The sequence below is a fragment of the Bifidobacterium avesanii genome (assembly GCF_009299475.1).
Lineage (GTDB): Bacteria > Actinomycetota > Actinomycetes > Actinomycetales > Bifidobacteriaceae > Bifidobacterium > Bifidobacterium avesanii.
The window spans coordinates 146,800-159,669 of the sequence record NZ_WBSN01000002.1 but is presented as its reverse complement, the minus strand read 5'-3'; the positions used below and the strand labels follow the sequence as shown (position 1 = coordinate 159,669).

Sequence of the window (12,870 nt, the reverse complement as noted above, 5' to 3'; positions counted from 1 at the left end):
CGCACCGGCGTGTCGGGCGCCGGGACGCGGAACACGCCGGGGTTGCCGTGGTCTGGCGCGGGGTCGTATACTGCGAGGCAACTTCACCTTTGCAGGGTTGCAAGTCGCACGGATCGCCGGCGCATGGAAGCGCGGGCGCCAACAGCAGACGCAAGACCTGAGGCATCGCCATGCCTCGGGTCTTTTTTGTTGTTCGGAACCGGTTCGGGTCGTTCCGGACCGGTCCGCGCGGCGGCGGTCCCGCAAAGGGGACGGAACAGGGAATGCAACGGGGATTCCTCCGGGGATCCGGCACGGAAAGGAACCAGCGATGGCTTCATCAACGGCATCGCAGATCATCGCCGCGGTCGGCGGGGCTGGCAACGTCACCAGCCTGACCCACTGCGCGACGCGACTGCGCTTCGAACTCGTCGACGCCGGCAGGGTCGACCAGAACGCCCTCGACCACATGGACGGCGTGCTCGGCGCGGTGCCCCAGGCGGGCAACCGCTACCAGGTCGTCATCGGCGGCGCGGTCGCCACCATGTACGAGGAGATCATGCACCTGCCCGAAATGGCGAACGTGGGCACCGCCAAGCAGATGTCCAACGCGGACGTCAAGGCCGCCGCGCGCGCCAAGGGCCGCGGCAAGGTCGCCTGGCTCGACTCGTTCTTCGAATACCTGGCCGACTCGTTCCGCCCGATCCTGGGCGTGCTGCTCGGCGCCTCCATCATCATCGCGCTCGTCAACCTGTGCATCTCGCTCGGCTGGATCGCCAACGACGAGGCGAACACGTCCCTCATGTTCGTCAAGGCCATCTGGAAGGGTGTGTTCTACTTCCTGCCCATCATGGTCGCCTACAACGGCGCCAAGAAGCTCAAGGTGGACCCGTGGCTGGGCGGCGCGATCATGGCCATGCTCATGACCCCGCAGTTCACCGCGCTCGCCGACGCCTCCAAGTGGGGCGACGCCGTGCAGTGCGTGGAGAACGCCACCCTCGGCACCACCGACTGCACCGCCACCGTGTTCGGCCTGCCCATGCAGCTGTCCGACTACTCCGGCAACGTGTTCGTGCCGCTCATGATGGCCGCCGTGCTCGCGCTCGTCTACCACGGCCTCAAGAAGATCATCCCCGACAGCGTGCAGCTCGTGTTCGTGCCGTTCTTCTCCATGATCATCGTGGGCGCGCTCACCGCCTTCATCATCGGCCCGCTGGGCGTGTGGGTCGGCAACGGCCTCGGCGTGGTGCTCGCGTGGATGAACATGCACGCGCCGTTCATCTTCGCCATCGCCATCCCGCTGCTCTACCCGTTCCTCGTGCCGCTCGGCCTGCACTGGCCGCTCAACGCGCTCATGCTCATGAACATCCAGTCGATGGGCTACGACTTCATCCAGGGCCCGATGGGCGTGTGGAACTTCGCCTGCTTCGGTGCCACCGCCGGCGTGCTGTTCCTCTCCATCCGCGACCGCGACAAGGAGATGCGCCAGACCGCCATCGGCGCGCTCGCGGCCGGCCTGCTCGGCGGCGTGTCCGAGCCGAGCCTCTACGGCATCCATCTGCGCTACAAGCTCATCTACAAGCGCATGCTCATCGGCTGCGGCACCGGCGGCGTGGTGATCGCCGTGCTCGGCTGGCTGTTCCCGTCCGTCGTCGCCTCCGGTCAGGCCGTCAAGGGCGTGACCACCACCGCGTTCGCGTTCACCTCCCTGCTCACCATCCCGGTGTTCGACCAGATGTGGGTGTACGGCGTGTCCATCGCCGTCGCGTTCGCCGTGTCCATGGCCCTGATCGTCATGCTCGACTACCGCACCCCGGAGCAGAAGGCCGAGGTGCTCGCCAAGGTCGCGCAGGCCGAGGAGGACATGCGACTGGAGCGCGAGGCCAAGTCCGGCGCGTCCGAGACCGTCGTCGCCCCGGCCGTCCCGGCAGCCGCCCCCGTCCCGGCCGCGCCCGCCGCTGCCGCCGCGCAGCCCGAGGCCCCCGCCGAGCCGGCCGAGCCGACCCGCGAGGTCGTCGCCCCGGTCGCCGGCCACGTGATCGACCTGTCCGAGACCGGCGACGCCGTGTTCGCATCCCGCGCGCTCGGCGAGGGCGTCGCTGTCGTGCCCACCGAGTCCGTGGTCAAGGCCCCGGTTTCGGGTACACTGAAGACGGTCGCCAAGACGGGCCACGCATTCGGCATCAAGACCGACGACGGTGTTGAGGTCCTGGTCCACATTGGCATCGACACGGTGAAGATGGAAGGCGATGGCTTCACCGTGGCCGTCGCCAAGGGCCAGCGCGTGAAGGCCGGCGACGAACTCGCCACCGTCGACTTCGACAAGGTGACCGCCGCGGGCTACAGCACCGCCACCATCATCGCCGTGACCAACACCAAGAAGCTCACCAAGGTGACGCCGCTGACGGGCAAGGACGTCGTGGCCGGCGACGCGATCATCGAGGTCGAGCGCTGACGGACGACGCAAGGAAGCGGGATGCCATGGAAATACTGCGCGTGTTCAACAACAACGTCGTGCTGGCCAAGGACGACGCTGGCGGGCAGGTGATCCTCACCGGCCGCGGCCTGGGCTTCCAGGCCAAGCCGGGGCATCCCGTGGACCGGTCCAAGGTGATCCGCACGTTCGTGCCCTCCGACGGGCGCGACCCGGACCATCTGGCGCAGATGCTGGCCGACGTGCCGCCGGAGATGATCCGCGCGGTCGTGGACGCCATGAAGGAGGCCGGGCTGGGCGAGCGGGAGCTCAACAGCACCACGCTCGTGCTCGCCCTCTCCGACCATGTGAACGGCGCGGTCCAGCGGCTCGCCAAGGGCATTGAGGTCACGTACCCGCTCGTGGGCGAGGTGCGCAACCTCTACCCGCAGGAGTACGAGCGGGGCAAGGCCCTGCTCTCCGCGATCAACAGGCGACTCGGCGGGCTCACCCTGCCGCAGGGCGAGGAGACCGCGCTCGCGATGCATCTCGTCAACGCCGGGTTCTCCACGGGCGACCTGTCGTACACGTACACCATGACCGGCGTGATCCAGCAGATGCTCGACATCATCGAGAGCAGCTACGGGGTCGCGCTCGACCAGAGCTCGGTGAACGTGGGCCGCTTCATCACCCACCTGCGCTACCTGTTCGTCCGCATCCACCAGCACCGCCAGCTGAACGACGAGCCCGAGCCCGTCACCGCCGCGATCCGCGAGTCCTATCCGGACGCGCTCAAATGCGCGCGGACCATCGCGGCCGTGCTGGAGCTGAGGCTCGGCACCGACGTGAGCGAGGATGAGATCGCGTACCTCGCGCTTCACGTGGCCCGCGTCACCAAGGGCGCGGCACCGGCCCGCGCGACCGAGCAAACCCGCCCGGCCGGACACTGAGTTTCCCGGATATTCCGGTTGGCCGGATTATCCGGACCAAATCATCCACATCCATCCAACAGAAAGGAACCATCATGATCACCCGTACCGCAGTCATCGGAGCCTCCGTCGGTCTTCACGCCCGTCCCGCCGCCCTGTTCGCGCAGGCCGTCGACGACAAGGGCATCGACGTCACCCTCACCTTCGACGGCGAGGAGGCGGACGCCGCCAGCGCCCTCGAGATCATGACCCTCGGCGTCAAGGGCGGCGACACCGTCACCCTCACGACCGACGAGGAGGGCGCCGAGGCCGAGGCCGCCATGGACGACCTCGCCGCGATGCTGACCCGCGACCTGGACGCGGAGTGAGCGGCATGACGAGCGAACACCGCATCCTTCACGGCATCGGCGTGTGCGCCGGCACCGCCAGCGGCAAGCTCGCGCTCGTGCGCGAGGCCCCCGGCGTGGACGAGCACGAGCCCGCATGCACCGATCCGGCCGCCGACCTCGAACGCGTCAAGACCGCCATGGCCGCCGTGGTCGCCTCGCTGAAGGCGCGCGCGGACAAGGCCACCAGCGACAAGTCCCGCGCCGTGCTCGAGGCCACCGCCCAGCTCGCGGGAGACCGCGGACTGGTCAAGGCCATCGGCAAGCGCCTCAAGGCCGGCGACGGCGTCACCCACGCCGTGGCCAACGCCGTGGAGGGCTACGCCGAACTGCTCAAGAAGCTCGGCGGCTACATGGCCGAGCGCGTCACCGACCTCCACGACGTGCGCAACCGCACGATCTGCGAGCTGCGCGGCCTGCCCGCCCCCGGCGTGCCGGACCTGAGCGAGCCCGTGGTGCTCGTGGCCCGCGACCTCGCGCCCGCCGAAACCGCCACGCTGAGCCCGGAGACCGTGCTCGGCGTGATCACCGAGGAGGGCGGCCCGACCAGCCACACCGCCATCCTCGCCGCCCAGCTCGGCATCCCGGCCGTGGTGCGCGCCGACGGCGTGCTCGCCGCCGTGGCCGAGGGCGACGTGATCGCGCTCGACGGCGGCGTGGGCGAGATCATCGTCTCCCCGACCGACGAGGAGGCCGCCCAGCTGGCCGAGCGCTCCCGCCGCCGCGCCGCCGCACTGGCCGGATCCAGCGGCGAGGGCAGCACGCGCGACGGCCACAAGGTCAAGCTGCTCGCCAACATCGGCACCATCGCCGACGCCGAGAAGGCCGCCAAGTTCGACCTCGAGGGCTCCGGCCTGTTCCGCACCGAGTTCCTGTTCCTCGGCCGCGAGTCCGCCCCCACGCTCGAGGAGCAGACCGAGACGTACACCAAGGTGCTCCAGGCCTTCGGCGACCGCCGCGTGGTGGTGCGCACCCTCGATGCCGGCGCCGACAAGCCGCTCGCCTTCGCCGACCTCGGCGAGGAGGAGAACCCGGCCCTCGGCGTGCGCGGCCTGCGACTGAGCCAGCGCCGCGAGGACCTGCTCGACACGCAGCTGCAGGCGCTCGCCAACGCGTACGAGGCCACGCACGGCGACCTGTGGGTCATGGCCCCGATGGTCGCCACCGTGGACGAGGCCGAATGGTTCGCCAACAAGGTGCGCGCGCTCGGCCTGCCCAAGGTCGGCATCATGATCGAGGTTCCCGCCGCGGCCATCCGCTCCGCGCAGGTGCTCTCCGTGGTGGACTTCGCCTCGCTCGGCACCAACGACCTCGCGCAGTACACCATGGCCGCAGACCGTCTCAAGGGCGACCTGGCGAACCTGCTCACCCCATGGCAGCCGGCCGTGCTCAACATGATCAAGATGGCCTGCGACGGCGGTCGCGCCACCGGCAAGTACGTCGGCGTGTGCGGCGAGGCCGGCGGCGACCCGCTCCTCGCGCTCGTGCTCACGGGCCTCGGCGTGGGCTCGCTGTCCATGGCGCCCAAGAAGGTCAACGCCGTGCGCGCGGCCCTGCGCATGCACGACATGTCCACCTGCCAGCAGATGGCCGCCTACGCGGTCGACGCGCGCACCGCCGCGGACGCCCGAGCCGCCGTGATCGCGCTCGCCGACCCGATGCTGCTCGACCTGCTCTGATCGGTGCGGCCGGCGTCGATGGATGCCGGCTGTCCTCCCTCCCAATTGCCCTAAACGTTTGAGGCCCCTTCCTCCGGTTGCATCCGGAGAAAGGGGCCTCAAACGTATGTGTGTGCGTATGCGGGTTCGCCGCCTACAGCGCCATGATGCCGGTCGGCTCCTCGGGCACCTCCGGCACGCGCACGCACAGCGCCTGCTTCTCGATCGAGAAAGCCACGTGGCGGGTCTTGCCCAGCACGTCGCCGTCCACCTGCGCGAGGATCGGGCGGTCGAGGCGGATCTCCGCATGGCTGCCCTTGATCTGGTCGATGCGCGAGTTCGTGGACAGCGGGCTCTGCTTGGCCTTGCCGGTGATGGTCTGGTGCACCACGTCGCCGAACAGGTTCGCCCAGCCGATGATGCCGCCGGTGGTGTCGATGAGCTCGAAGTCGAGGAAGCCGTCGTCGCTGACGGCCTCCGGCATGAGGCTCAGGGCCGGGATCTGACCGCAGTTGCCGGCCATGAACGTGCGGAACGCGAGGCCGGTGAACGTCTGGACGTCGCCGCGCTGGTCGGTGATCGTCAGGTCGCCGTGGTTCTTGGGGGAGAACAGGTGCTTGATGGCGGGTGCGAAGTAGGCGAGCCAGCTGATGTTCTTCTTGAGCTTGGGGTTCGTGTCGTCGATCATGAGCGCGTCGAAGCCGATGCCGCCCACGATGAGGAAGCCGTGGTCGTGCTCCGGCTCGTCGGAGTCGAGCACGCACAGGCGGCCCATGTCCACGTGGCGGCTGCCGTGCGAGGTGGCGACCGTCAGCGCCGCGTCCACGTCGTCGATCGGGATGCCCATGTTGCGGGCGAACAGGTTCGCGGTGCCGATCGGCACGATGCCCATCGGGATGCCGTCGAACTTGGCCATGGCGGAGGCCACCGTGCGCACGGTGCCGTCGCCGCCCACCGCCACCACGCCGGTCGCGCCGCGCGCCACGGCCTCGCGGGCGCACGCGTTGCCGTCCTTGTCCAGCTGGGTGTCGATGAAGAAGTGGTCGATGTCCCGCTCGTCGCAGAACGCCTTGATGTGCTCGCGCAGCTCCTCGGCGTGCGGCTTGGACGGGTTGATGACGAAGGCGTAGCTGCCCTTCCTGGTGTCGTCGTCGCGCTGCTCGACCGCCGCGTTGAGCCGTTGCCGCTTGTATGCCCGCCAGAAGAGGAGCACGGCGGCGGCGAAGGCCAGGGCGAGGGCGAGGACGCAAAGCGTGACAATCAGCGTTTCGGGCATGCCTCCCATTGTGTGCGCCGGACGGCCACCGCTTCGCCGGCTGGCGCATTTGTGAACGATTCCTGCACGTCCCCCGCCTATCCGTCCTGCGTCCCCGGCACGTCCCCGGCGGACGGGCCGGCGGCGGGCTGGCGGCGTCCCGCTCCTGAAATACGGGCTCAAACCGACGGATTCGCGGGGGTTTCGCGCTTGGAATCCGGGATTTCGTCGTTTTGGGCCCGTAATGCGGGCGGGATGCGGGTGTGTGATGCGGGTGTGTGATGCCCGGTCGTATGGGACGGCGGCCGTTCGGTCGGCGGGACGACGGCCCGCGGCGGGGCATCCATATATTAAGGAGGCGGTCTTGTGGCTGTCGGAACGCGGCACTAGGCTGGGGGCCATGCTTGATATTCAATTCATTCGCGAACATGCCGACGTGGTGAAGGAATCGCAGCGCAAGCGCGGCGAGTCCGTGGAGCTCGTCGATGAGGTGCTGCGCTCCGACGAGGCCCGCCGCACCGCCCTCAAGGAATTCGAGGCCGCCCGCGCCCAGCAGAAGGAGATCGGCAAGAAGGTCGCCGCCGCCCCGGCGGACGAGAAGGCCGCGCTGATCGCGCAGACCAAGGAGCTGTCCGCCAAGGTCTCCGAGTACAAGTCCGCCGCGGACGCCGCGGCCGAGGAGTACACCACCGCCATGTGGAAGCTGTCCAACATCGTCGAGCCCGAGGCCCCCGAAGGCGGCGAGGACGACTACGTGGTCGTCAAGAAGGTCGGCCAGCCCCGCGACTTCGCGGCCGAGGGCTTCGAGCCGAAGGACCACCTGACCCTCGGCGTCGGCGTGGCCGGCATCGACATGCGCCGCGGCGTGAAGGTCAGCGGCTCCCGCTTCTACTTCCTGCGCGGCCAGGTGGCCCGCATGCAGATCGCCATGCTCACCATGGCCGTCGATCAGGCCGAGCAGCACGGCTTCACCCTCGCCATCACCCCGACGCTGGTGCGTCCCGAGGTCATGGCCGGCACCGGCTTCCTCAACTCCCACGCGGACGAGATCTACCGCCTGCGCGAGCCCGACGACCAGTACCTCGTCGGCACCTCCGAGGTGGCGCTCGCCGGCATGCACGAGAACGAGATCCTCGACCTGTCCAACGGCCCGCTGCGCTACTGCGGCTGGAGCTCCTGCTACCGCCGGGAGGCCGGCGCCGCCGGCAAGGACACCTCCGGCATCATCCGCGTCCACCAGTTCGACAAGGTGGAGATGTTCGTCTACACCAAGCAGGAGGACTCCTACGCCGAGCACAAGCACCTGCTCGCCATGGAGGAGGAGATGCTCGCCAAGGTCGAGGTCCCGTACCGCGTGATCGACACCGCCGCCGGCGACCTCGGCTCCTCCGCCGCCCGCAAGTTCGACACCGAGGCGTGGATCCCCACCCAGGGCCGCTACCGCGAGCTCACCTCCACCTCGAACTGCACCGAGTACCAGGCCCGCCGCCTCAACATCCGCGAGCGCACCGAGGACGGCTCCACCCGCGCCGTCTCCACGCTCAACGGCACGCTGGCCACCACCCGCTGGCTCGTGGCGATCCTCGAGAACCACCAGCAGAAGGACGGCTCCATCGAGATCCCGAAGGCCATGCGTCCGTACATGGGCGGCCGCGAGGTCATCGAGCCCACCAAGTGGGAGGCCTGATCCTCTGACAATCAGTCCCGTTGCAGCCCGCGCGGCGCTCCGTGGCGTCGCGCCGGCTGAGGGACTGATCTTCGGTCGGTGATAAACTGACCATTCGTGCCCTTTTGAGCGCACGAACAAGGACAGATGTCTGAGCGGTCTAAAGAGACGGTCTTGAAAACCGTTGGAGCGCAAGCTCCCGCGAGTTCGAATCTCGCTCTGTCCGCTGTGAAGCCCCGGCTGTTGCGTACAGCCGGGGCTTTTCGCGTTTCCGGTTCCGTTGCGCCGATGCTGAAAGTAAGTTTTGGGCTTGAAGCTGCCGAACGTTGCGGAAACTATGCCGTTGGGTTCGGCGGCGGCGAGTTTTCGCGGTTCCGGCGGATGGTATTTCCGATTTGTGTGGTCGAATTCGCGGCCCGGCCGGATAGTCCTATTGCGATATGGGCGAAACCGCGTCACGGATACTCGGGAAAAGATGCGAAAACCACCACACAAATCGAAAGTACGCGGTTTGGGGCCACTACGTAGTCTCCAAAGGGGTGCGATCGGCGCGAGGGTGGCGGGAATCGGGCAGGATCGGAAGCGGACTGCCGAGCTGAATCGCCGTGCCCGGTCGTACTGCCGTACTCGGCCGGTTTCGGTCCGATTCGGTCCGGTCCGGCTCAGGGAAGGGCGTCGATGTTGTCCCGCAAGTGCCTGATGAATCGTCTGGCCGCCAGAGAAAGCCTGCCGCGGTCGGCATAGGCGATGGCGATGGTGCGGTCCACAGGCGGATCGGTGGGGCGTAGGGCGAGACGGTAGTTGGTGCTGATGCGGTGAAGGATGAGTTCGGCGAGGATGCTGAAGCCCAATCCGGCCTCGACCATGGTCATGATCGAGTAGTCGTCGTGGATGCGCAGCCGCACGTTCGGCCTGAGACCGACCGACGCGAACGCCTCCAACGGCTCGGAATAGTGGCCCTCCTCCAGCAGGATCATGGGTGCCTTGGCGAGCGCGGCCAGCGGCACGCGGTCGAGTGCGGCGAGCGGGTGGTCGTGCGGCAGGACGGCGAGCATGGCGCCGCGTTTGATGGTGATGGTCTCCACGTCGCGCGCGGCGGCGGGGTTGATGAATCCGAAGTCAACGGTGCCATTGTGGATCCATTCCTGAATGGTGGTGTAGTCGCCCTGATGCAGTACGAATCGCACGTTCGGGTGACGCCGTTGGAATCCGCTGATGAGTCCGGGCAGCCAGTGGGCGGAGATGCTGGCGATGGTGCCCATGCGGATTACGCCGGTGTCGAGGCCGAGGATCTCATCGGTCCGTTCGCGGATGCGCAGGCCATCCTCCACGTAGCGCTCGATGAGCGGGTAGAGCTGGCGCCCCTCCTCGGTGAGCGTGCATCCGCCGCGCTGCCGGTTGAGCAAGGTGACGTCGAGTTCCTTTTCCAGCGAGGCGATCATCTGGCTGACGGCCGATTGGCTGCATCGCAGTTCGTCGGCGGCCGCGGAGAAGCTGCCGTATTCGACGATGTGCCGCAGGGCGAGATACCGGTTGTCCATGATTCCATCATAGAGACTTTATAAGCATTGCTTATGCGTTCATTAGCGAAGTTGATTGTACTTATCGTATGCGGCCTGCGTACGATGACCGCCGTCGGACATGCCCGGCGCATCCGGACCGTTCGACGAATTCATATGGGCGTCGACGAAGGAAGGACTTTCCGATATGGCGTTGTTGCGCACGGCGTTCCGGGCGGCGCTGCCGCCCACGCTGCCGATTGCCGCCGGCTTTCTGTTCTTCGGCGGATCCTACGGGCTGCTCATGCATGCCAAGGGATTTGCGATCGTGTACCCGCTGGCCATGGGCTACGTCATCTTCGCCGGATCCATGGAATTCGTCACCGTGAATCTGCTGTTGTCCGCGTTCGATCCGTGGGCCGCGTTTCTGCTGGCGATCATGGTCAATGCGCGGCATCTGTTCTATGGCCTGTCGATGCTGGGCAAATTCCGCGGACTGGGCTGGAGGAAACCGTACCTGATCTTTACGATGATCGACGAGACGTTCGCCATCGATTCAAGCGTTCATGTTCCGGCATCGGTCGACCGGGGCTGGTTCATGGTGTTCGTCTCGGCCCTGTGCCGCTCCTACTGGTTCGGCGGAATAGTGCTGGGCTGGCTGGCCGGCGGCGTGCTGCCGTTCGACACGACGGGCATCGAATTCGTGCTCGCCGCCCTGTTCCTGTCGATCCTTCTTGGGCAGTGGGATGACGATCGGAATCGGAGGGGAGCCGGCGGAAGCCGATCGCGCTCGGCGATTGCGGATCTCGCGGATTCGGCGTGGCCCCATGCGCCCGCGTTGGTCGGGCTGCTGGTGCCCGCGGCCTGTCTGATGCTGTTCGGCCCGGACCGGTTCATGATTCCGGCCATGGCGCTGATGCTGGCGGCGTTCCTGATATTGCGCTCAAGGCTGGAAGACGCGGACGGAACGGATGGCGTTCGGAATGGGGAGGGACGATGATGACCATGACCACATGGCAGGCCGTTGCGACCATCGCGGCGGTCTCGCTGGGCACCATGCTCACCCGATTCCTGCCGTTCGCGCTGTTCCCCGATTCGCGTCGGCCGCCCAGGACCGTGACGTACCTCGGCGGGGTGCTGCCTCATGCGATGACCGGTCTGCTGGTGGTATACGCGCTTAAGGACGTGTCGCCGTTTTCCGGATTCCATGGGGTGCCCGAGGCGGTCGCGATCCTTACGATCGTGCTGCTGCACCGATGGCGCCACAGCATGCTGGTGTCCGTCGCCGGCGGAACCATCATGTATATGGTGCTCGTCCAGCTGGTGTTCGTCTGACGGGCTTGTGGCTTCCTGCTTCGGTGGGGGAATTCACGGCGATAAGCATCCGGCGATGGATGATGGAAAGGTGATTGTGGGTATGAGGCAGTATGTGGTGGATGCGTTCGCGGATAGGGTGTTCAAGGGCAATCCGGCGGCGGTGTGTCTGCCGAAGGCCTGGCCCTCGGACGGGCTGATGGCGGACATCGCGATGGAGAACCGGTTCTCCGAGACCGCGTTCATCGTGCGCGAGCCGGAAGGGTGGCGTCTGCGCTGGTTCACGCCCGGCGGCGAGATCGACCTGTGCGGGCATGCGACGCTCGCCGCCGCCTACGTGGTGCTGCGGTTCGTGGAACCGGACGCCGACGTGGTGCGGTTCCGCACGATGGGCGGCATGCTGACCGTGACCCGGCGGCGCGGCGAAGGTGGTGCCGCCGACGTGTTCGCGATGGACTTCCCGGCTTTTGACCTCAAGCCCATGCCGGTCACCGACGCGATGGAACGGGCGTTGGGCGCCCGGCCGGTCGAGGCGTGGCTCGGACGCGATCTGCTGTGCGTGATGGAAGACGAGCGGGTCGTGCGCGGCCTCGACCCCGATCCGGAATTGCTCAGGAATCTGCCCGGTCTGCTGGCGAACGTCACGGCGGCCGGCGACCCGGACGGCGGCTTCGACTGCGTGTCCCGTTCGTTCGCACCGAAACTCAACGTTCCCGAGGATCCCGTCTGCGGCTCGGGGCACTGCCACATCCTGCCGTATTGGAGTAGGCGTCTCGGCAAACCCTCACTCGTCGCATATCAGGCGTCGGCGCGCGGCGGCGTCATCCGCGCCACGGTCGGCGGCGGGCGCGTCAGCCTTGGCGGAAGCGCAGCGCTGTTCTCCGCGGGGACCATACTGCCCGACTGATGGGCGATGAGCTGGAAACCGGGAATGCCGCAGGTCGTTGGCGAATCAGCGGGCCACGATGAAGCGCGGGAACGCGAAAGGAAACGGATATGAGGAAATTGGGATTGATCGGCGGCACCGGACCGGAATCCACGGTGATCTACTACAAGAAGATCACCGACGGGGTGCGCAGGCGTCTGGGGCGTGGCCGGTTCCCGCATCTGTGCATCGAAAGCCTGGACGTGTTCGAGGTGTTGGACTTCTGCAAACGGGGAGACTATGACGGGCTTGCCGACTACCTGACCCGTGGAATCGCCGATCTCGCCGCCGCCGGGGCCGAGTTCGCCGCGTTCACGGGCATCACGCCGCATGTGGTGTTCGACGAGGTCGCGCGGCGCTCGCCCATCCCGATCGTCAGCATGCTGGATGCGTCCTGCCGGTATGCGGTCGGCCGGCATTACGGTCGCGTTGCGCTGCTGGGCACCGGTCCGACCATGGACGGCGATTTCTTCCATCGGCCGTTCCGGGCGCATGGCATCGACGTTGTCACGCCGGACGATGCAGACAAACGCTGCATAGCCAAGGCCATCGAAACGGAACTGGAATACGGCATCGTCCGGCCGGCGACGCAGAAGGCGTTGGAAGACATCGCCGTTCGGCTGGCCGAGCAACGGCATGCGGACGCGATCGTACTGGGCTGCACGGAACTGCCATTGGCGTTCGATGGCGTCGATCTGCCGGTAGATGTCATGGATGTCATGGACATCCACATCAATGCCCTCATCGATCGCATCATCGGCGAATGATTGCAGCGGGCCTTTCCGGCGGCATGTTCGCCCGTGCGCGGAAGCCGCCCAAGTCGGCTGGGCTGAGGGCTGATGACCG

General features: G+C 67.1%; 11 protein-coding genes and 1 tRNA gene. 10 read left to right on the top strand and 2 right to left on the bottom strand.

Annotated features, from left to right (window positions below):
* The first annotated feature begins 310 nt into the window (after positions 1-310).
* The 4 genes from DSM100685_RS02165 to ptsP all read left to right on the top strand — a co-directional run bounded on the left by DSM100685_RS02165 (position 311) and on the right by ptsP (position 5,386).
* On the top strand, positions 311-2,434 hold the full coding sequence (locus DSM100685_RS02165) for a glucose PTS transporter subunit IIA (RefSeq protein ID WP_152349722.1): 2,124 nt from the start codon (positions 311-313) through the stop codon (positions 2,432-2,434).
* A gap of 26 nt (positions 2,435-2,460) precedes the next feature.
* On the top strand, positions 2,461-3,342 hold the full coding sequence (locus DSM100685_RS02160; protein ID WP_152349721.1) for a PRD domain-containing protein: 882 nt from the start codon (positions 2,461-2,463) through the stop codon (positions 3,340-3,342).
* 74 nt (positions 3,343-3,416) lie between these two features.
* Positions 3,417-3,689, top strand: coding sequence for an HPr family phosphocarrier protein (locus DSM100685_RS02155; protein WP_152349720.1), 273 nt, complete (start codon positions 3,417-3,419; stop codon positions 3,687-3,689).
* 5 nt (positions 3,690-3,694) lie between these two features.
* A complete protein-coding gene (ptsP, locus tag DSM100685_RS02150; RefSeq protein WP_152349719.1) occupies positions 3,695-5,386 on the top strand; it encodes a phosphoenolpyruvate--protein phosphotransferase in 1,692 nt (563 codons plus the stop codon).
* Positions 5,387-5,519: 133 nt separating this feature from the next.
* Here ptsP and DSM100685_RS02145 read toward each other — a convergent pair whose 3' ends face one another.
* Positions 5,520-6,650, bottom strand: a complete 1,131-nt coding sequence (locus tag DSM100685_RS02145) for a diacylglycerol/lipid kinase family protein (RefSeq protein WP_152349718.1) — start codon at positions 6,648-6,650, stop codon at positions 5,520-5,522.
* 370 nt (positions 6,651-7,020) lie between these two features.
* Here DSM100685_RS02145 and serS point away from each other — a divergent pair, with 370 nt between their 5' ends.
* Both serS and DSM100685_RS02135 read left to right on the top strand, forming a co-directional pair.
* Complete coding sequence (gene serS / locus DSM100685_RS02140) at positions 7,021-8,307, top strand: serine--tRNA ligase (RefSeq protein ID WP_152349717.1); 1,287 nt, start codon at positions 7,021-7,023, stop codon at positions 8,305-8,307.
* 120 nt (positions 8,308-8,427) lie between these two features.
* Positions 8,428-8,512 (top strand) — tRNA-Ser (locus tag DSM100685_RS02135).
* A gap of 436 nt (positions 8,513-8,948) precedes the next feature.
* On the opposite strand, the gene DSM100685_RS02130 is transcribed toward DSM100685_RS02135, so the two are convergent.
* Entirely contained in the window at positions 8,949-9,827 is an 879-nt protein-coding gene (locus DSM100685_RS02130; RefSeq protein ID WP_152349716.1) for a LysR family transcriptional regulator, read from the bottom strand.
* 166 nt (positions 9,828-9,993) lie between these two features.
* Between DSM100685_RS02130 and DSM100685_RS02125 the strand changes: the two genes are divergently transcribed.
* The 4 genes from DSM100685_RS02125 to DSM100685_RS02110 all read left to right on the top strand — a co-directional run bounded on the left by DSM100685_RS02125 (position 9,994) and on the right by DSM100685_RS02110 (position 12,791).
* A complete protein-coding gene (locus DSM100685_RS02125) occupies positions 9,994-10,785 on the top strand; it encodes an AzlC family ABC transporter permease (RefSeq protein WP_476727155.1) in 792 nt (263 codons plus the stop codon).
* Positions 10,785-11,120 (top strand): branched-chain amino acid transporter permease, encoded by a 336-nt coding sequence (locus tag DSM100685_RS02120; RefSeq protein WP_152349763.1) that lies wholly within the window; start codon positions 10,785-10,787, stop codon positions 11,118-11,120. The genes DSM100685_RS02125 and DSM100685_RS02120 overlap by 1 nt, the downstream gene beginning before the upstream one ends.
* An 82-nt stretch (positions 11,121-11,202) precedes the next feature.
* Positions 11,203-12,006, top strand: coding sequence for a PhzF family phenazine biosynthesis protein (locus DSM100685_RS02115; RefSeq protein WP_152349715.1), 804 nt, complete (start codon positions 11,203-11,205; stop codon positions 12,004-12,006).
* Positions 12,007-12,095: 89 nt separating this feature from the next.
* The gene (locus tag DSM100685_RS02110; RefSeq protein ID WP_152349714.1) at positions 12,096-12,791 is read left to right on the top strand and encodes an aspartate/glutamate racemase family protein; all 696 of its coding nucleotides are present in this window, start codon (positions 12,096-12,098) and stop codon (positions 12,789-12,791) included.
* The last annotated feature ends 79 nt before the right edge of the window (positions 12,792-12,870 follow it).